General features: G+C 74.5%; 22 protein-coding genes, 2 tRNA genes and 1 pseudogene. 12 read left to right on the forward strand and 13 right to left on the reverse strand.

Annotation, left to right across the window (positions count from 1 at the left end):
• Positions 1–13 precede the first annotated feature (13 nt).
• Positions 14–517, forward strand: coding sequence for a thioesterase family protein (locus EYB28_RS08175; protein WP_166846500.1), 504 nt, complete (start codon positions 14–16; stop codon positions 515–517).
• 12 nt (positions 518–529) lie between these two features.
• Here EYB28_RS08175 and EYB28_RS08180 read toward each other — a convergent pair whose 3' ends face one another.
• Both EYB28_RS08180 and EYB28_RS08185 read right to left on the reverse strand, forming a co-directional pair.
• Entirely contained in the window at positions 530–1,447 is a 918-nt protein-coding gene (locus EYB28_RS08180) for an acyl-CoA thioesterase II (RefSeq protein ID WP_166846503.1), read from the reverse strand.
• 4 nt (positions 1,448–1,451) lie between these two features.
• Positions 1,452–1,835: a globin gene (locus tag EYB28_RS08185; protein WP_166851959.1), complete on the reverse strand. Its 384-nt coding sequence runs from the start codon at positions 1,833–1,835 to the stop codon at positions 1,452–1,454.
• Positions 1,836–1,963: 128 nt separating this feature from the next.
• On the opposite strand from EYB28_RS08185, the gene EYB28_RS08190 reads away from it, so the two are divergent.
• The gene (locus EYB28_RS08190) at positions 1,964–2,218 is read left to right on the forward strand and encodes a glucose PTS transporter subunit EIIB (RefSeq protein WP_166846506.1); all 255 of its coding nucleotides are present in this window, start codon (positions 1,964–1,966) and stop codon (positions 2,216–2,218) included.
• Positions 2,219–2,230: 12 nt separating this feature from the next.
• Here the strand turns inward: EYB28_RS08190 and EYB28_RS08195 are convergent, their stop codons facing one another.
• Entirely contained in the window at positions 2,231–3,238 is a 1,008-nt protein-coding gene (locus EYB28_RS08195; protein ID WP_166846508.1) for a mechanosensitive ion channel family protein, read from the reverse strand.
• 634 nt (positions 3,239–3,872) lie between these two features.
• Here EYB28_RS08195 and malQ point away from each other — a divergent pair.
• On the forward strand, positions 3,873–6,053 hold the full coding sequence (gene malQ, locus EYB28_RS08200; protein WP_166851962.1) for a 4-alpha-glucanotransferase: 2,181 nt from the start codon (positions 3,873–3,875) through the stop codon (positions 6,051–6,053).
• A 91-nt stretch (positions 6,054–6,144) separates the two neighbouring features.
• On the opposite strand, the gene pepN is transcribed toward malQ, so the two are convergent.
• Positions 6,145–8,709, reverse strand: a complete 2,565-nt coding sequence (gene pepN, locus EYB28_RS08205; RefSeq protein WP_166846510.1) for an aminopeptidase N — start codon at positions 8,707–8,709, stop codon at positions 6,145–6,147.
• 255 nt (positions 8,710–8,964) lie between these two features.
• Here pepN and EYB28_RS08210 point away from each other — a divergent pair, with 255 nt between their 5' ends.
• Complete coding sequence (locus EYB28_RS08210) at positions 8,965–9,996, forward strand: hypothetical protein (RefSeq protein WP_166846512.1); 1,032 nt, start codon at positions 8,965–8,967, stop codon at positions 9,994–9,996.
• Positions 9,997–10,273: 277 nt separating this feature from the next.
• Here the strand turns inward: EYB28_RS08210 and EYB28_RS08215 are convergent, their stop codons facing one another.
• Entirely contained in the window at positions 10,274–12,286 is a 2,013-nt protein-coding gene (locus EYB28_RS08215) for a M13 family metallopeptidase (protein ID WP_166846514.1), read from the reverse strand.
• A 101-nt stretch (positions 12,287–12,387) separates the two neighbouring features.
• On the opposite strand from EYB28_RS08215, the gene EYB28_RS08220 reads away from it, so the two are divergent.
• Entirely contained in the window at positions 12,388–12,855 is a 468-nt protein-coding gene (locus EYB28_RS08220) for a ribose-5-phosphate isomerase (RefSeq protein WP_166846516.1), read from the forward strand.
• Position 12,856: 1 nt separating this feature from the next.
• Positions 12,857–13,963 carry an Fpg/Nei family DNA glycosylase gene (locus tag EYB28_RS08225; protein ID WP_166846518.1) on the forward strand — a complete coding sequence of 369 codons (1,107 nt, stop codon included), beginning with the start codon at positions 12,857–12,859 and terminating at the stop codon, positions 13,961–13,963.
• Between the two features lie 31 nt (positions 13,964–13,994).
• On the opposite strand, the gene EYB28_RS20305 is transcribed toward EYB28_RS08225, so the two are convergent.
• A complete protein-coding gene (locus tag EYB28_RS20305) occupies positions 13,995–14,639 on the reverse strand; it encodes a sterol carrier protein domain-containing protein (protein WP_240930703.1) in 645 nt (214 codons plus the stop codon).
• A complete protein-coding gene (locus EYB28_RS20310) occupies positions 14,537–15,316 on the reverse strand; it encodes a GNAT family N-acetyltransferase (RefSeq protein ID WP_240930442.1) in 780 nt (259 codons plus the stop codon). Before EYB28_RS20310 ends, EYB28_RS20305 begins: the two co-directional genes overlap by 103 nt.
• A gap of 132 nt (positions 15,317–15,448) precedes the next feature.
• On the opposite strand from EYB28_RS20310, the gene EYB28_RS08235 reads away from it, so the two are divergent.
• Complete coding sequence (locus tag EYB28_RS08235) at positions 15,449–15,802, forward strand: MGMT family protein (RefSeq protein ID WP_240930443.1); 354 nt, start codon at positions 15,449–15,451, stop codon at positions 15,800–15,802.
• Positions 15,803–15,877: 75 nt separating this feature from the next.
• Here EYB28_RS08235 and EYB28_RS08240 read toward each other — a convergent pair whose 3' ends face one another.
• Positions 15,878–16,909, reverse strand: coding sequence for an LLM class F420-dependent oxidoreductase (locus EYB28_RS08240; RefSeq protein ID WP_166851968.1), 1,032 nt, complete (start codon positions 16,907–16,909; stop codon positions 15,878–15,880).
• Positions 16,910–17,112: 203 nt separating this feature from the next.
• On the opposite strand from EYB28_RS08240, the gene EYB28_RS08245 reads away from it, so the two are divergent.
• Positions 17,113–17,358, forward strand: a complete 246-nt coding sequence (locus EYB28_RS08245) for a hypothetical protein (RefSeq protein WP_205710870.1) — start codon at positions 17,113–17,115, stop codon at positions 17,356–17,358.
• Here EYB28_RS08245 and EYB28_RS08250 read toward each other — a convergent pair.
• From EYB28_RS08250 to EYB28_RS08265, 4 genes are all read right to left on the reverse strand, one after another.
• Positions 17,325–18,314, reverse strand: coding sequence for a CPBP family intramembrane glutamic endopeptidase (locus EYB28_RS08250; RefSeq protein ID WP_166846520.1), 990 nt, complete (start codon positions 18,312–18,314; stop codon positions 17,325–17,327). The two genes, EYB28_RS08245 and EYB28_RS08250, sit on opposite strands and share 34 nt — an antisense overlap.
• 132 nt (positions 18,315–18,446) lie before the next feature.
• The gene (gene epsC / locus EYB28_RS08255; RefSeq protein ID WP_166851971.1) at positions 18,447–19,058 is read right to left on the reverse strand and encodes a serine O-acetyltransferase EpsC; all 612 of its coding nucleotides are present in this window, start codon (positions 19,056–19,058) and stop codon (positions 18,447–18,449) included.
• 100 nt (positions 19,059–19,158) lie between these two features.
• On the reverse strand, positions 19,159–20,094 hold the full coding sequence (gene cysK, locus EYB28_RS08260; RefSeq protein ID WP_166846523.1) for a cysteine synthase A: 936 nt from the start codon (positions 20,092–20,094) through the stop codon (positions 19,159–19,161).
• Positions 20,095–20,526: 432 nt separating this feature from the next.
• Positions 20,527–20,597 (reverse strand) — tRNA-Gly (locus EYB28_RS08265).
• Positions 20,598–20,718: 121 nt separating this feature from the next.
• Here EYB28_RS08265 and EYB28_RS08270 point away from each other — a divergent pair.
• From EYB28_RS08270 to EYB28_RS08285, 4 genes are all read left to right on the forward strand, one after another.
• Positions 20,719–21,267: a universal stress protein gene (locus EYB28_RS08270; RefSeq protein WP_166846525.1), complete on the forward strand. Its 549-nt coding sequence runs from the start codon at positions 20,719–20,721 to the stop codon at positions 21,265–21,267.
• Positions 21,258–21,737, forward strand: coding sequence for a CrcB family protein (locus EYB28_RS08275; protein WP_240930444.1), 480 nt, complete (start codon positions 21,258–21,260; stop codon positions 21,735–21,737). Before EYB28_RS08270 ends, EYB28_RS08275 begins: the two co-directional genes overlap by 10 nt.
• Positions 21,734–22,108 carry a CrcB family protein gene (locus tag EYB28_RS08280; protein WP_166846528.1) on the forward strand — a complete coding sequence of 125 codons (375 nt, stop codon included), beginning with the start codon at positions 21,734–21,736 and terminating at the stop codon, positions 22,106–22,108. Before EYB28_RS08275 ends, EYB28_RS08280 begins: the two co-directional genes overlap by 4 nt.
• An 89-nt stretch (positions 22,109–22,197) precedes the next feature.
• A tRNA-Pro gene (locus tag EYB28_RS08285) sits at positions 22,198–22,274 on the forward strand.
• 60 nt (positions 22,275–22,334) lie between these two features.
• Here EYB28_RS08285 and EYB28_RS08290 read toward each other — a convergent pair.
• Positions 22,335–22,568: pseudogene (locus EYB28_RS08290) on the reverse strand (IS481 family transposase); the annotation flags it as partial.

Raw genomic sequence — 22,568 nt, forward strand, 5'->3', positions numbered from 1 at the left:
GACGATGCGGGTCATGACCCGTCTGCACGTCCCCGTCCCGCTGCGCTGGTCCGACCTGGACGCGTACCAGCACGTCAACAACGTCGCGATGTTCCGGCTCCTCGAGGACGCCCGCATCACCGCGTTCTGGCGGCACGAGGAAGCCGCAGCCGGCGAGGCGTGGCCCACGGCGATCCTCGACACCGGCCCGCACGCCACGTCGCACACCTTCGTGGCCGGCCAGCAGATCGAGTACCTGCGCCCCCTCGGCTTCTCCCGCACCCCCGTGCGCGTCGAGATGTGGATCGGGGCCATGGGCGGCGCGAGCCTCGAGGTCTGCTACGAGGTGTACGACGGCGCGCCCGGCGGCTTCCCCCGCACGGGGCCGGCCTCGGGCGAGGCGCCGTACGTCAAGGCGGCCACCACGATCGTCGTCGTCGACGCCGCGAGCGGGAAGCCGCGGCGCATCACCGACGACGAGCGCGCCGCCTGGGCCGAGTTCGCCGGCGAGCCCGTCGCGTTCCGCAAGCGCGGCTGAGCACCGGCTCGCTCAGGAGGGCAGGCGCACCATGCCCTCCTGAGCGATGGTGGCGACGAGCGCGCCGTCGCGCGAGTACACCCGCGCCAGGCCCAGGCCGCGCCCGCCCTGCGCGCCCGGCGACTCCTGCACGAAGAGGAGCCACTCGTCGGCCCGCGCGTCGCGGTGGAACCACATCGCGTGGTCCAGGCTCGCCATCGGCACGCTGGCGCCGACGTCGAGCCACGAGCGGCCCGCCTGGCGCAGCACCGGCTCCAGCATCACCTGGTCGCACGCGAACGCGAGCAGCGCCCGGTGCAGCAGCCGGTCGTCCGAGGGGACGGCGTGCCGCGCGCGCACCCACACGTGCTGCGTGGCCCGCGGCTCCGCCGGCGCCCCCAGGTACAGGGAGCCGTCCACGTGCCGCAGGTCGAACGCCGACTCGTGCGACCAGAACCGCGCCGCCGGGTGGTCCAGGCCCGAGAGCATCTCGATCGCCGACGGCACGTCCTGCGGGTCCAGGACGTCCGGCGCCGCGGTCGCGGCCTCGTAGCCCGGCTGGTCCACCTGGAACGACGCCGTGAGGGACAGGATCGGCCCGTTCGCCTGGAGGGCGTGGGTGCGCCGGGCGCTGAACGACCGGCCGTCGCGCAGCCGCTCCACCGCAAAGTCGATCGGGGCCTCCAGCGACCCCTCGCGCAGGAAGTAGGCGTGCAGCGAGTGCGGCAGGCGGTCGTCCGGGACGGTGCGCCCGCACGCGAGCAGCGCCTGCGCGAGCACCTGCCCGCCGTAGACGCGGCGGGCGGGCCCGGGGACGCTGTCGCCGCGCCACAGGTCCTCCTCGCCGCGCGGGCCCCAGCCCTCGACCTCGCGCAGCTCCAGCACGGACAGCAGCCGGTCCAGCGCGTCCGGGATGTGCGCGTCCGCCGCGGCGGTGCGTTCGGTGGTCATCGCCTCAGTCCTCGAACGTGTTGATCATGCTGAACGCCGCGCGCTCCAGGTAGTCCCACAGCTGGGCCTCGTGCATCGGGGAGAGCCCGAGATCGTCCACCGCCACGCGCATGTGCCGCAGCCAGCGGTCGCGGGCGTCCGGGTTCACCTTGAACGGCGCGTGCCGCATGCGCAGCCGCGGGTGCCCGCGCTGCTGGCTGTACGTGGTCGGGCCGCCCCAGTACTGCTCCAGGAAGAGCGTGAGCCGGTCGCGCGCCGGGCCCAGGTCCTCCTCCGGGTACATCGGTCGCAGCACCTCGTCGCCGGCGACGCCCTCGTAGAAGCGGGCCACCAGCCGCTCGAACGTCGCGTGCCCGCCGACGGCGTCGTAGAACGACTCGCCCTTCAGATCCTCGTTCGTCACCCGGACATCCTCCCAGACACGGCTCGCCGGAGGACCCGTGGCCTCCGTGCACCGGCCGGACGGGCTAGGCTGGGAGCGGACCTGCAACGACGCATCCACCGGGAGGCACCCCCATGACCACCCTCGCGACCAAGGCGGACAACATCCTCGCCGCGCTCGGCGGCAGCCGGAACATCGTGGACCTGGAGCCGTGCATCACCCGGCTGCGCGTCCAGGTGGCCGACTCGTCGCTGGTCGACGAACCGGGCCTCAAGCAGTCGGGGGCGTTCGGTGTGGTGCGCTCCGGCCGCATCGTGCAGGTCATCGTCGGGCCGGAGGCCGACGACCTCGCCGCCACGATGGACACCCGGCTCGCGCCCGCGAGCTGAGGGCGGGGCGCCTCAGCCGAGCTGCTCGGCATCCACCGGCTGGCCCTCGCGCAGCACGCCGACGCCGCGCAGCTCGGCCTGGGCGGACCGGCGCAGCCGGCGCGCGACCTCCCACTGCTGCCCGGGCCGGACCTGGACGTGCAGGGTGAACACCATCGACAGGTCCGTCACGCCGTCGACCGACCAGAGCACCGGCTCCTCCAGCAGCACGCCGGTCAGCTCCGGGTCGTGGTAGACGGCGTCCGCCGCGCGCAGCAGCGCCGCGTGCACCACCTGCTCGTCCGCGTCGACGGGGACGCGGATCTGCGCCATCGCACGCGACCACTGCTGCGTGTAGTTGCCGGCGCGCAGGATCTCCCCGTTGCGCACATACCAGACGGTCCCGTCCATGGCGCGCAGCTTGGTGGTGCGCAGCTGGACGTCCTCGACCGTGCCCTCCGCGCCGGAGCCGAGGTCCACGTAGTCCCCGACGCCGAACTGGTCCTCGACCAGCAGGAAGATGCCGGAGATGAAGTCCTTCACCAGGCTCTGGGCGCCGAAGCCGACCGCCACGCCGATGAACCCGGCGGCCCCGAGCAGGGGGCCGATCTGCACCTCGAACTCCTGCAGGATCATCAGGATGATGATCGTGCCGACCACGATGTTGGCCGTCGACCGCAGCACCGAGCCCACGGTGCGTGACCGCTGCGCCCGCCGCTCGTTCGCCAGCGGGTTCGCCATCGCCAGGGCGTCCTCGACCAGGGGCGCGCGGCGGAAGTAGGAGCGCCACGACTTGTCGGACGCCTCGCCGACCTTGCCGCCCAGCGCGATGCGCTCGGTCACGTGGCCGATCACCCGGCGTAGCAGCGCGAGCACGATGATCCCGACCACCAGGATGATCAGGACGTGCAGCGGCCAGCCGGTGAACCAGTCCCAGAACGCCGTGCTCGCGTCCTTCGCGCCCTCGGTCAGCTCCTCCGGGACGGTGGACGGCGAGGGCGACGGGTCGATGCTGGTGTCGATGGTGGCGGAGACGATCACCGCACCACGGTAACGGCCCCTCCGGGACCGTCCGCAAAGGCGCGGGCCGGAGGTGCCGTGAGACGCGTCTCGTCGTCGCTCGGGGCGCCGATCCGCGGTCCCGGCAGCGTGGAGCCCGCCCCGTCACGTGCGGAGATGGCAGGATCGTCCCGTGAGCATCGACCACCCCGGTGCGGACGACGCACCCGACGCGACCACCGACGACGTGCCCGACGACGCGCAGGACCGTGACGAGGTGGGTGACGACGTGGGTCAGGATGCCGTGCACGGCGACGACACGGCGGACGCCGACGTGCCCGAGGCCGCGGCGGACGGGCCGCGCGAGCCGGGCGACGACGTGTCCGCGGACACCGACGCGGGCGCCGACGAGGGAGACGACGCGGACGACGTCGACGACCCCGTGCACGATCCCGAGGACCGAGCGGACGATCCCGAGGCCGCGGCCGACGACGCGACGGACGAGCCCGACGACGCCGACCGCGATGTCGACGACGCCGACGAGGAGGCCCCCGCGGTCGAGGTCGACGACGCCGACCGCGATGTCGACGACGCCGACGAGGAGGCCCCCGCGGTCGAGGTCGACGTGGATGAGGCCGATGGTGTGGACGAGGCCGACGACACGGACGAGGCCGTCCTGCCGGACCAGGCGGACGGCGACGGGGCCCCGGCACAGGAGGGCGAGGCCCCGGACGCGTTGCGGGACCTCGCCACCGCCCACGGGGTGCTGACCGAGCACGAGGCCTTCGGGGGCGACCGCGTGCGCGTGCCGGCGGACACCCTCGTCGCCGTGCTGGAGACGCTCGGCGTCGCGGCCTCGACGCCGCAGCAGGTGGCGCACAGCCTGCAACGCGTCCAGGACGAGGAGTGGCGCGCCGTCCTGCCGGCCGCGGTCGTCGTGCGCGCCGGCGACGAGACGCAGATCCCGGTGCACGTCAGCGAAGGCGCGTCGGCGCACGTGTGGGTCGAGATCGACGGCGCGGAGCAGGGCGCCCGGATGCACGAGCACCGCCCGCGCCGTGACCTCGACGAGGTCGGGACGTCGGCCGAGGCGCGCACCATCGACGGGCGCCGCGTCGAGCGGACGACGTTCACGGTGCCGTCGGACCTGCCGCTCGGGTGGCACGCGCTGCACGCGCTGAGCGAGGGGCACGAGACCCGCGCGACCCTGGTCGTGACGCCGCGCCGGCTGGAGCTCCCCGCCGGCCTCGCCGACGACCAGTGGTGGGGTCTGCTCGCGCAGCTGTACTCCGTGCGCTCGAGCGCCTCGTGGGGGGTGGGCGACCTCGCCGACCTCACGGACCTCGCGTGGCTGGTCGCCCACCAGAACGGCGCGGACTTCGTCGCCGTGAACCCGCTGGCGGCGACCGAGCCGGTCCGCCCGCTGACGCCGTCGCCGTACCTGCCGACGAGCCGGCGCTTCCTCAGCCCGCTCTACGTGCGGGTCGAGGACGTCCCCGAGACGGCGTACCTGTCGGCGGCCGACCGCTCGCTCGTCGAGTGGGCGGCCGACCCGGTGCGCGACCTCGTCACCGACGCGGGGCCGATCGACCGCGACGCCGTCTGGGAGGCGAAGAAGGCGGCCCTGGAGGTCGTGTTCACGGCGCCGCGGCGCGCCGTGCGCCAGGCCGCGTACGAGGACTTCGTCGAGTCGCAGGGGGCCGGGCTGCGCGACTTCGCCACCTGGTGCGCTGTCGTCGAGCACCTCGGCCGGGTGCCGCGTCCGGACGAGGTGGGCGACCCCGCCTCGCCGGCCGTCGCCGCGCTGCGCGAGCAGCTCGCCGACCGGGTGGAGTTCTACACCTGGCTGCAGTGGGTGGCCGACGAGCAGAAGCAGACGGCGCAGCGGGTCGCGCGCGAGGCGGGGATGCGGATCGGCGTCGTGCACGACCTGCCCGCCGGCGCGCACCCCGACGGGGCGGACACCTGGCTGCACCGCGACGTCGTCGCGCGCGGCGTCGGCGCGGGCAGCCCGCCCGACGCGGACGACCCGCGGGGGCAGGACTGGTCGGTGCCGCCGTGGAACCCGCGGACGCTCGCCCGGGCCGGGTACGCGCCGTACCGCGACATGCTGCGCACCGTGCTGCGTCACGCGGGTGGCCTGCGGGTCGACAACGTGCTCGGCCTGTTCCGCACCTGGTGGGTGCCGGCGGGCACCGCGCCGGCGGACGGCGCGTACGTGCGGTCGGACCACGAGGCGCTCGTCGGGATCCTGTGCCTGGAGGCGCACCGGGCCGGGGCGCTCGTCATCGGCGAGGACCGCGGCGTCGCCGAGGCGTGGGCGCGCGAGTACCTCGCCGAGCGCGGGATCCTCGGCACCTCGGTGCTGTGGTTCGAGCGGGACGGGGCCGGCCGGCTGCTGCCCCCCGAGAGCCACCGGCGGCTCGCGCTCGCCACCGTCGGCACGCACGTCATGCCGCCGACGGCCGGGCTGGTCGCCGGGGAGCACGTGGACCTGGCCGAGCGTCTCGGCCTCACGGAGGACCCGCAGGAGCTGCGTCGCCAGGCACGCGCCGACAGGGACGCCGCCGTGCTCGTCCTGGCGGAGCAGGGGATGGTGTCCGACCATCCCTCCGAGCGCGAGATCATCGAGGGGCTGCACCGGTACGCACGCCGCACCCCGGCGACGCTCGTCGGCGTCCAGCTCGTCGACGCGGTGGGGGAGCGCCGCACCCAGCATCAGCCGGGCGCCGGGGACGAGTACCCCAGCTGGAAGGTGCCGCTCGGCGACAGCGCCGGCAACGTCGTCCTCGTCGACGACCTGTTCGACCACGCGCGCCTGCGCTCGCTCCTGCAGGTGGTGCGCACCGCACGCTAGCGGCGGCCCCGCCCCGGGGCCGGTGCGGGAACGACGTCGGGGGCCGTCCGGGATCGGACGGCCCCCGACGTCGTGCTGACGCCGCGACGGCTCAGGCGTCGGCCGCCTGCGCCGCGAGCGCCCGCTCGGTCCCGGCGAGCTGCTCGGTCACCATGCGCCGCAGCGCCGCCGGGGCGTCGGCGTGCGCGTCCAGCCACGACCGCACGCCGTCCCGCAGCGCGACGGAGGCCAGCGGCGCCGGGTAGAGCCCCTCGATGAGCTCCTCGGCGATGTGGTAGCTGCGCCCGTCCCAGATCGGCAGCAGCGCCTCGGTGTACCGGGTCACGAACGACTCGAGCACCGCCGGGTCGGTGACGCGCACGAAGCCGGCCGCCGTGGCCCGGATGATCGCGTTCGGGACGTCGTCGTGCTCGACGACGGACGCGAACGCCGACTCCTTGCCCTCCGGCGTCGGCACGGAGGCGCGGGCGCGGGCGGCGGACTGGCGGCCCGTGGCCGTGTCGTCCTGGGCGAGCGCCGCGTCGACCTCGTCGGTGCCGGCGGCGCCGAGCTGGACCAGGCCCTGCAGCAGCTCCCAGCGCAGGTCGGTGTCGACCGTGAGCCCCTCGAGCGCGACCGTGCCGTCGAGCAGGCCGCGCAGCGGCGCCACGTGGTCGGTCGTCGAGGCGAGCGCCGTGAAGAACTTCACGAGCTGCAGCTGCAGGTCGGAGCCCGGTGCCGCCTCCTGTGCGAGTGCCCACAGGCGGTCGCCGACGCGTGCCAGCGTCTCGGCGCGGCGGGCGGGCGCGACGTAGGAGCGCACCGCCAGCCCCAGCTGGTTCAGTGTGGTGCGCACCGTGGTGGACTCGGTCTCGGCGGCGATGTTGCCCAGTACGAGGTCCACGTACGCCGACGCCGGGGTCTCGCCGTCGCGCACCGCGTCCCACACGGAGCCCCACACCAGCGAGCGGGCCAGCGGGTCGCTGATCCGCGACAGGTGCTCGAGCGCGAAGGCCAGCGAGGCGTCGTCGAGCCGGATCTTCGCGTACGCGAGGTCCTCGTCGTTGAGCAGCACCAGGCCGGGCAGGTCGCGGCCCACGAGCTCGGGCACCTCGGTGCGCTCGCCGTCGACGTCCACGACGACCTCGCCGGTGCGCACGACGGCGCCGTCCACGAGGTCGTAGCAGCCGATGCCGAGCCGGTGCGGCCGGATGGTCGGGTGGTCGGCCGGGGCGGACTGCAGCACCGCGAACCCGGTGATGCGGCCGCCCGAGTCCGTGCTGATCTCGGGGCGCAGCGTGTTGACGCCGGCGGTCTCCAGCCAGGCCTTCGACCAGGCCGTGAGGTCGCGGCCGCTGGTGGCCTCCAGCTCGACCAGCAGGTCGGGCAGCTCCGTGTTCGACCAGGCGTGCTTCTTGAAGTACTCGGAGACCCCGCCGAGGAACTGCTCGCGGCCCACCCAGGCCCCGAGCTGCTTGAGCACCGACGCGCCCTTGGCGTAGGTGATGCCGTCGAAGTTGACCTGCACGTCCTCCAGGTCACGGATTTCGGCGACGATCGGGTGCGTGGACGGGAGCTGGTCCTGGCGGTACGCCCAGGTCTTCTCCATGGCGGAGAAGGTGGTCCAGGCCGCCTCCCACTCGGTGGCCTCGGCCGTGGCGAGCGTGGAGATGTACTCCGCGAACGACTCGTTGAGCCACAGGTCGTTCCACCACTTCATGGTGACGAGGTCGCCGAACCACATGTGCGCCAGCTCGTGCAGGATCGTCACGACGCGGCGCTCGCGCACGGCGTCGGTCACCTGGGACCGGAACACGTACGCCTCGGTGAACGTCACGCAGCCGGGGTTCTCCATCGCGCCCATGTTGTACTCGGGCACGAAGAGCTGGTCGTACTTGTCGAACGGGTACGGGACGTCGAAGGTCTTCTCGTAGAACTCGAAGCCCTTGCGGGTCGTGTCCATGATGTAGTCCGCGTCCAGGTGCTCGGACAGGGACGCGCGGCAGAAGACGCCGAGGGGGATGGTCCGCCCGTCCGACGACGTGAGCTCGCCGCGCTGCACCGCGTACGGGCCGGCGACGAGCGCCACCAGGTAGGTGGAGATGCGCGGGGTCGGCTCGAAGCTCCAGACGGCGGCCTCGACCGACGGGTCGGTGGCGTGCGTGGCGGCCTGCGGCTCCGGCGTCGGCTGGTTCGACACCACGTGCCACGCAGCCGGGGCCGTGACGGTGACGCGGAACGGCGCCTTGAGGTCGGGCTGCTCGAACGTCGCGAAGACGCGGCGCGCGTCGGGCACCTCGAACTGGGTGTACAGGTACGTCTCGCCGTCCACCGGGTCGACGAAGCGGTGCAGCCCCTCGCCGGTGTTCATGTAGGCGCAGTCGGCGACGACGCGCAGCTCGTTGTCGGCCTCCAGCCCCGTCAGGGCGATGCGCGAGTCGGCGAACACCTCGGCGACATCGAGCGGGCGCCCGTTGAGGACGACCTCGTGGACGGTCGGGGCGACCAGGTCGACGAACGTCGTCGCGCCCGGGGTCGCGGAGAACCGGACGACGGTGGTGGACGCGAACGTCGTCGGGCCGGTGGTGACGTCGAGCTCGATGTCGTAGGACTCGACGGCGGTCACGACGGCGGCGCGATCGATCGCCTCGGCGCGGGTCAGGTTCTCTCCGGGCACGGATGCTCCCTCGGACGGTGGCGGATGGGCGGCCGCGAGATCGTCGCGACCCGTCGTCGATCATGCCACCTCGGCCGTGGCGGTCCGAACGGATTCGCCCGGCCCGTCGACCGGGGTGAAAAGGCACCGGGGGCCCGGGCGTGCGCTCCCGGGTTCGACCCTCGAGACCCGGTCGTGACATCCTGCCCCGTGCGTCTTGCGCGGAGGTGCCCACCGACGCCTCGCGGGGCGCCACCGTCACTGGAGGGAGTCCAGATGTCCGGCACCGTGCCGCCACCGCCGCCCCCGGGCCCCGACGGGATGCCGTCGTCGGTACCGCCCGCCACCGGGGTCCGCCGCGTCACGTCCGCATACCACCGGCCGGCCACCCCCGAGGCCGGGACACCGTCGCCCCACGACGCCGCACCACAGCCGGGGCAGCACGTCCACGCCCCGGTGCCGCCACCGCCGCAGGACCCGGGCACCCAGCAGATCCCGCCGGTTCCGGCCGCGCCCGGCCCCGCGGCGGGCGCACCCGCCTACCCGCCGTCCGGTGGGCAGACGCCCGCCGGGGGGACGCCGCCGGCGTACGCGCAGCCCGCCTACGCCGCACCGACGCAGGTCGCCCCGGCGCAGCCGGCGTACGCCGCCGCGCCCCAGCAGCAGGCGTACGCGCAGTCCCCGCACGCCGCGGTGCCGCCGCCGGGCGCCGGGGCGGCCACCGCCGCCGCGGCCGGTGCGCCGCCCGAGGAGCCGCGCCGCCGACGGCGTCTCAGCGCCGGCTGGATCGCCTTCATCGTCGTGGACGTCGTGCTCGTCGTCATGGTGGTGGCGTTCGCGGTGCAGGTCCTGTCGTCGTCGCCGGGCGACGACACCGCGGGCGGGACGGCCCCCGCGGCGTCCGGCTCGCCGACGGCACCCGCCACGCCGAGCGAGGAGGCGCCCGCCGAGGGCGCCCGGCTCGCCGCGTTCGCGTCGCCGTCGGGCAACATCACCTGCACGATGTTCGAGAACGCCGCCACGTGCGGCATCGCCGAGCTGGACCAGCAGCCCGCCCCGGTCGAGGGGTGCTCGGGCACGACCGGCTACATGGTCACCGTCGACGGCGAGGGCCAGGTCTCGCTGCCGTGCGTGGCGACCAAGGACCAGCCGAAGGCCGCCGGCAAGGGTGCGGACGTCCTCGCGTACGGCGACTCGCGCACCGAGGGCGACTTCACGTGCACCAGCGAGGAGACCGGCATGAGCTGCCGGCACGACCCCTCCGGCCGCGGGTTCTCCATCGCCCGGGCGGGCATCGGCACCAGCTGAGGTCCGGGGCGTGCCCGCCCGGCGGTTGCGGTCGTGACGGGAGCACCGACGGGTGGGCAAGGGGTCGCTGCCGCCAGGACTCACCCCGCCGTCCCCGGGCGGTTGCGGTCGTGACCGGACCACCGACGGGTGGGCAAGGGGTCGTTGTCGCCAGGCTGGTCGGGCCTGGCGGGAGCCGCGAGGAACGAGCGGCGGATGGCGCGCCTGGCGACAACGACCCCTTGCCCACCCGGCCCCGGCCCAAGCGCAGGGACCGCCGAGGCCGGGCCCCGACCCCTCACCAGATGCGCACGCGCTCCTCGGGGGCGAGCCACAGGGCGTCGTCGGGGCCCACGCCGTAGGTGGTGTGGAACTCGTCGACGTTGCGCAGCACGCCGTTGCAGCGGAACTCGTTGGGGGAGTGCGGGTCGATCGCGAGGCGCCGCACGACCTCCTCGTCGCGGCCCTTCGACTGCCACACCTGCGCCCAGCCGAGGAAGATCCGCTCCAGGCCCGTGAGCCCGTCGACGACCGGCGCGTCGTCGAGGGAGCCGCCCAGCGCGATCCGGTAGGCCTTGATCGCGATGGACAGGCCGCCGAGGTCGCCGATGTTCTCCCCGATGGTCAGCGCCCCGTTGACGTGCGGGCCGTCGTCGGGCAGCTGCGCGGGGCGGAAGGTGTCGTACTGCGCGACGAGCGCCTTCGTGCGCTTCTCGAACTCCGCGCGGTCGGTCTCCGTCCACCAGTCCTCCAGGCGGCCGTCGCCGTCGTACTTGGAGCCCTGGTCGTCGAAGCCGTGCCCGATCTCGTGCCCGATGACGCCACCGATGCCGCCGTAGTTCACGGCGTCGTCGGCGTCCGGGTCGAAGAACGGCGGCTGCAGGATCGCCGCGGGGAACACGATCTCGTTCATCCCCGGGTTGTAGTAGGCGTTGACCGTCTGCGGCGTCATGAACCACTCGTCGCGGTCCAGCGGCCTGCCGATCTTGCCGAGCTCGTGGTCCTGCTCGAACGCGTGGGCGCGGCGGACGTTGCCGACCAGGTCGTCGGCGTCCACCTCGAGGCCCGAGTAGTCGCGCCACTTCACCGGGTAGCCCACCTTGGGCGTGAAGCGCTCGAGCTTCGCGAGCGCCTTGACCTTCGTCTCGGGCGTCATCCAGTCGAGCTGCTCGATCGACTCGCGGTAGGCCGCCACGAGGTTGGCGACGAGCGCGTCCATCCGCTCCTTGTGCTCGGGCGGGAAGTGCCGCGCCACGTACTGCTCGCCGACCGCCTCGCCGAGCGCGCCCTCCACCAGGGAGACGCCGCGCTTCCAGCGGTCGCGCACCTGCTGGGCGCCGGACAGCGTGCGCCCGTAGAAGTCGAAGTTCGCCTCGACGGTCGCGTCGTCGAGGTAGGGGGCGCGCGCGGTGACCAGGTGGTAGGCCGCCCACAGCTTCCAGTCCTCCAGCGGCTCGCTCGACCAGAGGTCGGCGAAGCCGGTGGCGAAGGTGGGCTCGCGCACCACCAGGGAGTCGAGCGACCCCTCGGGGGCGCCGAGCGCCGCCGCCCAGGCGCGCCAGTCGAAACCGGGCGCCTGCTCCACCAGGTCGGCGAGCGTCATCGGGTTGTACGTGAGGTCGGCGTCCCGGTCGCGCACGACGTCCCAGTGGTGCGCGGCGAGCTTCGTCTCGAGCGCGACGACGCGGGCGGCGGCGTCGTCGGCCCCGGCGCCCCAGGCGGAGTCGGCCGACACCCCGGCCAGCCCGAGCATCCGCGCCACGTGCGGCGCGTACGCCGACCGCACCGCGTCGTACTGGTCCTCGCGGTAGTACGCCTCGTCGGGCAGCCCGAGACCGCCCTGGACCAGGTAGGTCACGTACGTCTCGGGGTCCTTGGCGTCGTTGTCCACGTAGAGGCCCACGGCGCCGCCGCCCCCGGTCCGCTGCAGGGAGCCGAGCACGCGGACCAGGTCCCCCGCGTCGGTGGCACCCGCGACCTGAGCGAGCTCGTCCGCGACCGGGCCCGTGCCGCGACGCTCGACCGTCTCGGTGTCCATGAAGCTGGCGTACAGGGCACCGATCTTCGCCGGCGTCGACGCCGGGTCGAGGCCCTCGGTGGCCGCGAGGTCGGTGATGATGGCGCGCACCCGCTCCTCGGACAGGTCGTGCAGGGCGCGGAACGCGCCGTCCATGGCGCGGTCGGCGGGGATCTCGTGCTCGGCGAGCCACCGGCCGTTGACATGGCGGTACAGGTCGTCCTGCGGGCGGACGGCGTCGTCGAGTGCGGACAGGTCGATACCGGACCTCAGCCCGGTGGCGTCTGCAGTCATGGCGCCCACACTACGGCCGCGGACCGACGGGCCGGCGGCACGGCCACCCGATGGCGAGACCTACCGCCGCGGTACCGCGGCGGTAGGGGACAATGAGCACCATGCGTCTGCACATCGCCGCCGATCACGCCGGATACGAGCTCAAGACCCACCTCGTCGACCACCTGCGCGCCGCCGGGCACGACGTCGTCGACCACGGTGCCCACACCTACGACCCGCAGGACGACTACCCGGCCGTGTGCGCCGCGGCCGGCGAGGCCGTCGTGGCCGAGCCCGGTTCGCTGGGGATCGTCATCGGCGGGTCCGGCAACGGCGAGCAGATCGCGGCGAACAAGGTCGTGGGCGTGCGGGCGGTGCTCGCCTGGTCGCTGGAGACCGCGCGCCTGGGCCGCCAGCACAACGACGCGAACGTGATCGCCGTCGGCGGCCGCATGCACTCGCTCGAGGAGTCGACGAGCTTCGTCGAGGCTTTCGTCGCCGAGCCGTTCAGCGGCGACGAGCGCCACCAGCGCCGCATCGACAAGGTCGCGGCGTACGAGCGGACGCACGACGTGGCCGCGATCTCCTGACGTGCCCGAGGGACACACCGTCCATCGCCTCGCCCGCACCCTCGAGGCCCTGTTCGCCGGGCAGCAGGTGCGGGTGGGCAGCCCGCAGGGCCGGTTCGCCGCCGGCGCCGCGCTGCTCGACGGCGCCACGCTCGTGCGCGCCGAGGCATGGGGCAAGCAGCTCTTCTGCGGTTTCGCTCCCGAGTTGTCAGACTCAGCGCGGGGGATGGCCCGCGCTGAGTCTGACAGCTCGAACGAGCCGGAACTCTGGCTGCGCGTCCACCTGGGACTGTACGGCGCGTGGACGTTCGCCGGGGACGGCACCGCCGACGTCGTGCACGCCATCGGCGCGCCGCGCAGGCGGGTCGGCGAGCGCGAGACCGCCCTGACGGACGAGTCGTCGGACCCGGCGGGGCCGTCCTCCGCCGGGGCCGACGACGCGGGGGAGTGGACGCCGCCCGCCCCGCGCGGGGCGGTGCGGGTGCGCCTGCGCGGCGAGCATGCCGTCGCCGACCTCACCGGGCCCACGGCCTGCGAGGTGCTCACCGGCGAGGAGAAGGCGGCCGTCGAGGCGCGGCTCGGTCCCGACCCGATCCGGCACGGGCCCCGGGACCCCCGCGAGGGCCCGCAGCGGAGCGAGGACGCCTCGTGGGGCGTGGGCCGGCGGACGCTCGACGCCGCGCGCGACGCCTTCGTCGAGCGGGTGCGGCGCTCGCGCGTGACGGTCGGTCAACAGCTCATGGACCAGGCCGTCGTCGCCGGCGTCGGCAACATCTACCGCGCGGAGGCGCTGTTCCGCGCCGGCGTCGACCCGCTGCGCCCCGGCAGGGACGTGCCCGCGGACGTCCTCGTCGGCATCTGGGACGACCTCGTCGTGCTCATGCGCGACGGCGCCGACACCGGCCGTATCGTCACGACGCGCCCCGGCGACCGCGACGACGCCGCACCGCTGCACGAGTCCCGCCGCACCCGGCAGAACACGGACGACGACCCGGACGCCGTGCCGCGGGAGCTGGCGTTCTACGTCTACCACCGCGACGGCCTGCCCTGCCGTGTCTGCGGCACACCGGTCCTCGTCAAGGAGCTGGCCGGGCGCAACCTGTTCTGGTGCGGCGTCTGCCAGCGCTGAGGGGGACTGACGCTCGAGCGTCGGAGCGGGCTCAGAAGACCCAGCCGCAACCCGGTGCGACGGGCCAGCCGAACGCCGCGCTCGCCGCCGCCAGGGTGCCCGGCGTGAGCTCTTCGACCAGGCCGGCCGCGGCCAGCGCCGCCAGGGACGTCCCGCCGAGGTAGGCGGCGCCGAGCTCGCGCACGTCCAGCGCCAGGTCCGCGTTCGACGGCGGCACCTGAGCGGGCTCGCACGTCGCGTCGCCGAACGCGCCCGCCTGCAGGCGCCAGACGCCGTCGTTGGCGGGCAGCCGGGCGTCCGTGACGGCGAGCGTCACGTCGACGTCCGTCTGGTAGCGGCGACCGGCGAGCGCCGCCGGGACGTCGACGAGCCTGACCCAGACGTTGTCCACCGTGCGCGCCCCCGCAGCCCGCGGGTTCACGAGCAGTTGGGTGACCGGGTCGTCGACCGGCAGCAGGAACGGCTCCGTGCCGCTCATGAGGTCCAGGTCCAGCAGCACGCCCCACAGCGCCCGGGCCGCGGCGGCGTCCAGGGCCACGACCTCGCCGACGTGCACCGTGCCGCCGGGGCCGGTCACCTGCCAGTCGAGCGTGCGGCGGAACGTCGCGTAACCGCGCGGCTCGCCCTCGCGCTCGACCACCACGATCCGCCGCGACTCCTGGCCGGGGGAGCGCAGCGCCTTGGGATCGCCCCAGAAGCTGGCCCACAGCTCCTCGGTCTCGCGGGTCGCCCACCCGGGCCGGTTGAGCCCGTGGCGCCGGCGGACGCCCCGGCGTCCCGGTGCAACCGGGCGACGAGGTCGCCGTGACGGGCCCGGTCCGCGTGCTCGACCCGCACGGTGTGCTCGGCGGCGCCGGGGACGTCCCGCAGCGCGGCGCCACGAGGGATGCTCAGGCGCAGGTCGTCGGCCGCCTTGCCGTATCCGAAGCGCCCGTAGATCGCGGCCTCGGCGGCGAACAGGGCGGACAGCGGCTCGCCGCGCTCGCGGCAGCGGGCCAGGTGCAGGTCGATCATGGCCGAGAGCATCCCGCGCCGGCGGTGCTGCGGGTGCACGCCCACCCAGGTCAGGCCGGCCGTGGGCAGCTCGCCGCCCGGCACGCCGAAGCGGGAGAACGGGTACGACGCGTGCATCCCCGCGAGCGGCCGTCCCCGTCCGTCGTCCCCGGGGCCCGCCACGGGCTCCACGCCCACGGTCCGCTCCCACGTCAGCGGGAGCGGCACGTCGTCGAAGTCGTCCACGTGCGTCGGCATCGGGAAGGCCCACGTGTCGAGGTCGATCAGGGCCCGGCGGTCGTCGCCGGTGAGTCGTCGGAAGCGGTAGCCGTCGGGTGCGGGTGTGTCGAAGGAGGTCACCCGACGATCGTCGCCGCCGGGAAGGGGCGCCGCCAGCACATTTCGGCCCCCGCGACGGTCACGGAAACTCTCGGAATACCGAATGTTTCGGGAGTTTCCCTGGCCGAGGGCGGCCCGGGGTAGTCTCGCGCCGTGCCCGAGCAGCCGGCCCCCGACACATCCCCGCTGCCGCCCCCGACGCCGGCGGAGGAGTACCTCGACGAGGTGCTCGCCGTCGTGGAGCGCGTCCCGTCGGGCCGGGCGACGACGTACGGGCTGGTCGCCGAGGCCGTCGCCGACGTGCTCGGGCGCGGCGGTCCGCGCCAGGTGGGCAACGTCATGGCCCGTGCGGGCTCCGGCGTGCCGTGGTGGCGCGTCGTCAACGCGGCGGGATCGCCGCCCGCCCGGCATCTGGACCGGGCGCTCGCCGAGCTGCGGGCGGAGGGCTGCCCGCTGACACGCGACGGCCGCCGCGTCGACCTGCGGCGCGCCGTCTGGCTGCCGTAGCCGCGACGCCTCTCCGTCGAGCGTCACGGTCGGGACCCCGTCGGCAGCGAACGAGGTCCCGATCGCGACGCACGATCAGGACAGGACCGCGGCGACCGACGCCGGGTCGCCCTGCAGCAGCAGCGTCGTGACGGCGGTGGGCTCCCAGCGCGCGACGTCGCGGCGGACCTTGTCGGCCGGCCCCACCAGGGCGACCTCCTCGATGAGCTCCGTCGGCACGGCGCGGGCGGCGTCCTCCTTGCGGCCGGCGAGGTAGAGGTCCTGCACCTCGTCGAGCGCGGACCCGTAGCCGAGCCGGTCGAGCGACGCCTTGTGGAAGTTGGCCTCCTTGGACCCCATGCCGCCGACGTACAGGGCTACGTGCGGGCGCATGAGGTCGGCCGCCGACTCGACGTCGTCGCGCACGACGACGGGCACCGTGGCGAGGACCTCGAACCGGTCCGCCGCCGACCGCTCCGGGGCGCGGGCCGCGAAGCCCGTGTCGAGCCGCTCCCGGTGCTCGGCGTCGGTGCGGGGGGCGTAGAAGCCGGCCATCCAGCCGTCGGCGATCTCGGCGGCGAGCGCGACGTTCTTCGGCCCCTGGGCCGCGAGCACGATCGGGATCTCCGGACGAAACGGGTGCACCGTCGGCTTGAGCGCCTTGCCGAGCCCGGTGGCCCCGGGCGCGTCGGCCGGCAGAGGCAGCCGGAAGAAGTCGCCGTCGGCGGTCACGGGGCGCTCGCGGGCGATCACCTGGCGCACGACGTCGACGTACTCGCGCGTGCGCGCCAGCGGGCGTCGGTACGGCTGGCCGTACCAGCCCTCGACGACCTGCGGGCCCGAGGCCCCGAGGCCGAGCACGAACCGCCCGCCCGACAGGTGGTCGAGCGTGAGTGCCTGCATGGCGGTCGCCGTGGGCGTGCGGGCGGCCATCTGCGCGATGCCGGTGCCCAGTCGCAGGCGCCGGGTGCGCGACCCCCACCAGGCCAGTGGGGTGAACGCGTCCGAGCCGTACGCCTCGGCCGTCCAGACGGAGTCCAGTCCGCGCTCCTCGGCCGCGACCAGCGCGGCCTCGATGCCGTGCGGGGGTGTTCGGGACCAGTACCCGGTCTGCAGTCCGATGCGCAGCGCTGACATGGGCGAGCTCCTCGTCGTCGAGCCGGGGCGGGCGGCCGTCGATGGCGCAGTCGATTCCCGGTACCCGGAGTATGGGGTATTGCGGCTCACCCTAGCCGACCATGTCCTTCCTCTGTGTCGAACATGTGGTTGGTCCGGGATTCGGCCGCCGAATCCCGGACCAACCACATGTTCGGCGGGGAGACGACGAGCCGGTGCCGACGGGTGACATCCTCGCCCTCGCCGTCGAGGACCTGGGCGAGAAGGAGGCGGTGCTCGCCGCCCACCCCGACGTGTGCTTCACCATCGAGCACTTCGACGGGTTCGCCGCCGTGCTGGTGCGCCTGGAGGCGGCGGAGACGGCCGCGCTGACCGAGCTGCTCGAGGACGCCTGGCTCGCCAAGGCGCCCCCGCGTCTCGCCGCGGACTACCTCGCGTGGCGCGGCCGCCGGCGCAGCTGACCGGCCACGAGCAGCACGACGACCAGCGCGAGCGGCACCACCCACCCCGACCACCCGAGGATCGACGCCCGCGTGGTGTCCACGCCCACGCCCGGCGTCACGAAGACGACCGCGACGCCCGCCGCGGCGTTGATCGCCCCGTGCCCCACGGCCGCCGGCCACACGGACTCGGACCGCAGCCGGACCCAGCCGAGCAGGGCACCGGTCACCGTGCACATCCCGCACATCGCCGCGACGGCGACGAGCGGCGGCGCGCCGGGGTAGTTGTAGCCCAGCAGGAGCAGGGGCGTGTGCCAGACGCCCCACACCGCTCCCGAGACCGCGATCGCCGGCACGGTCCCGAGCCGCAGCAGCCGCGGGAACAGATAGCCGCGCCAGCCCAGCTCCTCGCCCAGCGCGGGGACCGTGCTCGTCGCGGCGGCGACGACCAGCGTGGCGAGCTGCCCCGCGACCAGCAGCCACGTGGGGGCGTCCGCGAGGCCGGTCGACCGCTCGGCGGCGAGGTCGCGCAGGCCGGCGAGCCCCACGACGTCCGCCGGGTGCGCACCCAGCAGCGCCCCGACGGGCAGGGCGAGCACGACCACGGCGAGGCACACGACGAAGGCGATCCCCACCCAGCCCAGGACGGCGGTCCACCGCCGGCCGGCAGACGTGACACCGAGGCGGGCCCAGACGCGGCGCTCGCGGTCGACGAACCGCACCGTGAGGACCGCGGCGACGGCGGGCGTGGCCATCATGAGCAGCGCGACCGACCCGAACGCGGCGCTGTCCAGCCCGTCGCCCGACGTGTAGAGCGGGAGCGTGGCGATCCAGGCGAGCACGAAGGACAGCGCGACGAAGACGGCGGGGCCGAGCCACCCTGCCGGGGGCGGGCCGAGCGTGGTGCGGGGCCGCGCGGCCGCCCGTCGAGGCACGGCGGTGGCCGTGCCGGGGGCGGGCTGCGCGGCGGTGGTCATCGCGCTCGATCCACCGCCGGGAGCGGTACCGGGACGACGACCATGGCCCCAGTCTGCGTGACCTGCGACGATCCCGCCACGAGAAGCACGAGGGCCCGCGCCCTCCAGGGCGCGGGCCGTCGGCAGGGCCGCTCAGATGACGTACTCGATGAGCTCCGACGCGTCCTCGACGGCTGTCGGCCGGGCGGTGCGGTGGCGGGGTTCCCGCACGTGCGCGGGCACACCGACCGCGACCGACCCGTCGGGGACGTCCTTGACGACGACCGCGTTCGCACCGATCTGGGCGTCGTCGCCGATCCACAGCGGCCCGAGGACCTTGGCGCCCGCGCCGACCAGCACACGGTTCCCGAGTGTCGGGTGCCGCTTGCCGCGCGTCATCGACCGGCCACCGAGCGTCGAGCCGTGGAACAGCAGGCAGTCGTCGCCGATCACGGTGGTCTCGCCGATGACGACGCCCATGCCGTGGTCGATGAACAGCCGCCGCCCGATCCGGGCACCCGGGTGGATCTCGATCCCGGTGACCCAGCGCGCGAGCTGCGACAGGAGCCGTGCGGGCAGGCGCAGACCGTCCCGGTGCCACATCCGGTGGCTGATCCGGTGCGCCCACACCGCGTGCACACCCGGATAGCCCAGAGCGACCTCGAAGCGGGACCGTGCGGCCGGGTCGTGCGCGTGCGCGGCGTCGAGGTCCTCCGAGAGGATCTCGACGAGGTGGCGCAGCCCGGGCCGGTGCCCCGGCGGCATCGGGTGCGGGGAGGCGTCACCGCCCGCCCCCGTGCGCGGGGTCGCCCCGCCCCGGTCGGGGACGCGTCCGGCGGTGCGCGCGGCGCGGAGCAGCGTCATGTCAGTCCATCAGGTCGGAGTACAGGATGGTGGACAGGTAGCGCTCGCCGAACGACGGCACCACGACGACGATCAGCTTGCCGGCGTTCTCCGGGCGCTTCGCGACCTCGAGCGCCGCGGCGAGGGCCGCGCCGGACGAGATGCCGACGAGAAGACCCTCCTCCTTCGCCGCGCGGCGGGCGTACTCCACCGACGTCTCGGCGTCGACGTCGATCACCTCGTCGTAGACGGAGGTGTCGAGGATCTCCGGGACGAAGTTGGCGCCGATGCCCTGGATCTTGTGGGGACCGGGGGCGCCGCCGTTGAGGATCGGCGACTCGGCCGGCTCCACCGCGACGATCTTGACCTCGGGCTTGCGCTCCTTGAGCACCTGCCCCACGCCGGTGATCGTGCCGCCGGTGCCGATGCCCGACACGACGACGTCGACCTCGCCGTCGGTGTCGGCCCAGATCTCCTCCGCGGTGGTCTCACGGTGGATCTTGGGGTTGGCCTCGTTGGCGAACTGCCGGGCGAGCACAGCGCCGGGCCGCTCGGCGGCGATCTTCTCGGCGGCCGCGACGGCGCCCTTCATGCCCTCGGCACCCGGGGTGAGCACGAGCTCGGCGCCGTAGGCGCGGAGCAGTGCGCGCCGCTCCTTGGACATCGTCTCCGGCATCGCGAGGACGACCTTGTAGCCGCGGGCCGCGCCGACCCAGGCGAGCGCGATGCCGGTGTTGCCGGACGTGCCCTCGACGATCGTGCCGCCCGGCTTCAGGTCGCCCGACGCCTCCGCCGCGTCGACGATCGAGACGCCGATGCGGTCCTTGACGGAGCTGGCGGGGTTGTAGAACTCGAGCTTCGCGACGACGGTCGCGCCGGACTCGGCGGAGAGCCGGTTGAGCTTCACGAGCGGGGTCCGGCCGATGAGCTGGGTCGCGTCCTCGTAGATGCGGGCCATGGTGGTGTGTGTCCTCTTCGTCGGTGTGGTGCCGGCGGTGCCGGCGGATTGACGTGCGGGTATGTGGCCGACGCGCGGGTGTGCACGAGGGCTGTCCGTCACTGTGGACTCGGGAGGGCGACGTCGCCACCGGACGAGGAGGAGGATCGCGGGGGGCCGGTACGCGTCGCGGAGCGGAGCGTCGCGCGCTCGCCGCGGCCCGTGCGGGACGGGTCAGGCGTGACGCGGACGCTCTACAGACAGGTGCAGCAGCAGGGCAGGCAGGGACGGGTGACGACGGCGAGGGGCGCGAGGCGCATGACCGTGTCCTTCCGTCCGGGCGGCGCCGGGGCCGCGGTCGTGAGCACGGCATCCGCGTCGGTGCGGGCCGTGTGTTTCGAGGCTATCGGGCGACGGTGCCGTCGGCAACGGTGCGCCGGGATCGTCTCACGGAGCGGGCGACGGGAATCGAACCCGCGTAGCCAGTTTGGAAGACTGGGGCTCTACCATTGAGCTACGCCCGCACGCTGCCCGCCGCGCGCCCCAGGTGCACGGGGCGGCGCCGGAGCGCGGGCCTCACCCTAGCAAACCTCGCGGCCCCGTCGGCGTCGCCGGGTGACCGACCGTCGTGCGAGGAGGAGCCGCATGAGCAGCACGTCCGTGCCCCAGCCGGCCGTGGACCGCATGGTGGACCCGGCGGGCCGGCCCGTCGTCGTGGGTGTGGTCCCCGGCCAGCCGGACCTCGTCCCCCTCACCGCCGCGTCCTGGGCGCGCGCGGTCGGTGCGCCGGCCATGCGGCTCGCGTACGTGGACACCTCCCGCTACGTCGTCGAGGAGCACGCGGACGGCGGCGTCACGCACGCCCCGCTCGACCCGGACGCGGCGGACGACTCCTGGGAGCGGATCCTCGGGACGATGCGCGAGCACCTGGCCGGGGTGCTCGCCGACGCCGCCGTCCCCTGGCGCCTGGACTACCTCGCCGGGCGCCCCGACCGGGCGCTCACCCACCTCGCGCGCGCCGTGGACGCCGCGGCGATCGTCGTGGGCACGCGCGCCCCCGGGTCGGCCGCGCACCTGCGCGAGCTCCTCGAGGGCTCGGTCGCCGTGCACCTCGCCCACCACCAGCACCGGCCCGTGATCACCGTGCCGACGAGCGTGGTCGACTGGCGGGCGACGAAGGCTCCGTGGCGGTGACGGCGGCGCGCGGGCCGTCGGGCGGCGGAGGGCGGGGCGGTGCCGCGGCGACCGCGGCGACGGCGTCGCTCGTGGCGGCCGGGGGTGCGGTCGGCGCCCTGGGCAGGGCCCTGCTCGAGAACGCTCTCCCCGCGGCGTCCGGCGCGTGGCCCTGGACGACCTTCACGGTCAACGTCGTGGGGTCCCTCGTGCTCGGCGCGCTGCTGGAGACGCTGCTGCGTTCCGGCCCGGACCGCGGCCGGCGGCGGCTGGTGCGCCTCGGGTGCGGCACCGGGCTGCTGGGCGGGTTCACCACCTACAGCTCGTTCGCGGTGGAGGTGGTGCGGCTCGCGCAGGACGGGCACCCGGCGGTGGGCGCCGCGTACGCGCTCGTGAGCGTCCTGGCCGGGGTGCTCGCCGCACTCGCCGGGATCCTCGGCGCAGGGGCCGTGCACCGACGCCGTCGCGCCCGGCGTGGGGGAGCGGCATGACGCCGGCGGCGGCGCTGCTGCTCGCCCTGGCCGGCGGGGCGGGGGCCGCGGCGCGCTTCCTCGTGGACTCGGCGATCGCCCGCCGGCACCACGGAGGGGTCCCGCGCGGGACCCTCGTGGTGAACACGACGGCCTGCTTCCTGCTGGGCCTCCTCACGGGGTGGGCCCTCTCTGCACCGGGGCACGGCGTCCTCCAGGCGGTCCTGGGCGTCGGCTTCCTCGGCGGCTACTCCACCTTCAGCACCGCGAGCGTCGAGGCCGCCCGGCTCGTGCTCGCTGGCCGCGGTGCCGCCGCCGTCCTGCACCCTGTCGGGATGCTGCTCGCCGGCGTCGCGGCGGCCGTCGCCGGGATCGCGCTCGGCCAGCTCTGAGAGCCGCGGCCCGGCGGGGCGTGGCGGCGCGGAGCGGGGCCGACCGCGCACTACACTGACCGAGGCCCGGCGGCGCAGCCGTGGGGCACCGGGGTGTGGCGCAGCTTGGTAGCGCATCTGCTTTGGGAGCAGAGGGTCGCAGGTTCAAATCCTGTCACCCCGACCATTGTGATGTCTCAGGACATCGGGATGGCCCGGACCCACGAAATGTGGGTTCGGGCCATTGTCATTTCTGCGTGTTGGTGCCGCGTGGCTGGTAGTCGCGGGTGAGGTTGATGGTGAGCTCACGCAGGATCTCGCCGGTGGCGGCGTTGATGATGCGCACGTCGTGGTCATGGATCAGGAGCAGGACGTGGGTTCCTGCGTGGGGTCGTCCGATGCCGATGTGGCGTAGTTTTCCGGCGATGCGCAGGGTGACGCAGCCGGTCTTGTCGATCTTGTCGCGGCGGAGTCGGTCGTG

Origin of the sequence: Isoptericola sp. BMS4 (assembly GCF_011634835.1) — a bacterium.
Taxonomy (GTDB): domain Bacteria; phylum Actinomycetota; class Actinomycetes; order Actinomycetales; family Cellulomonadaceae; genus Isoptericola.

Excerpts from the sequence above, each read along its gene's own strand:
- EYB28_RS08270 (WP_166846525.1), top strand. The coding sequence starts at position 20,719 with ATGAGCAGCACGTCCGTGCCCCAGCCGGCCGTGGACCGCATGGTGGAC.
- EYB28_RS08190 (WP_166846506.1), top strand. The coding sequence starts at position 1,964 with ATGACCACCCTCGCGACCAAGGCGGACAACATCCTCGCCGCGCTCGGC.
- epsC (WP_166851971.1), bottom strand. The coding sequence starts at position 19,058 with ATGCCGCCGGGGCACCGGCCCGGGCTGCGCCACCTCGTCGAGATCCTC.
- cysK (WP_166846523.1), bottom strand. The coding sequence starts at position 20,094 with ATGGCCCGCATCTACGAGGACGCGACCCAGCTCATCGGCCGGACCCCG.
- EYB28_RS08210 (WP_166846512.1), top strand. The coding sequence starts at position 8,965 with ATGTCCGGCACCGTGCCGCCACCGCCGCCCCCGGGCCCCGACGGGATG.
- EYB28_RS08280 (WP_166846528.1), top strand. The coding sequence starts at position 21,734 with ATGACGCCGGCGGCGGCGCTGCTGCTCGCCCTGGCCGGCGGGGCGGGG.
- EYB28_RS08175 (WP_166846500.1), top strand. The coding sequence starts at position 14 with ATGACCCGTCTGCACGTCCCCGTCCCGCTGCGCTGGTCCGACCTGGAC.
- EYB28_RS08220 (WP_166846516.1), top strand. The coding sequence starts at position 12,388 with ATGCGTCTGCACATCGCCGCCGATCACGCCGGATACGAGCTCAAGACC.
- EYB28_RS08180 (WP_166846503.1), bottom strand. The coding sequence starts at position 1,447 with ATGACCACCGAACGCACCGCCGCGGCGGACGCGCACATCCCGGACGCG.
- EYB28_RS08215 (WP_166846514.1), bottom strand. The coding sequence starts at position 12,286 with ATGACTGCAGACGCCACCGGGCTGAGGTCCGGTATCGACCTGTCCGCA.
- EYB28_RS08250 (WP_166846520.1), bottom strand. The coding sequence starts at position 18,314 with ATGACCACCGCCGCGCAGCCCGCCCCCGGCACGGCCACCGCCGTGCCT.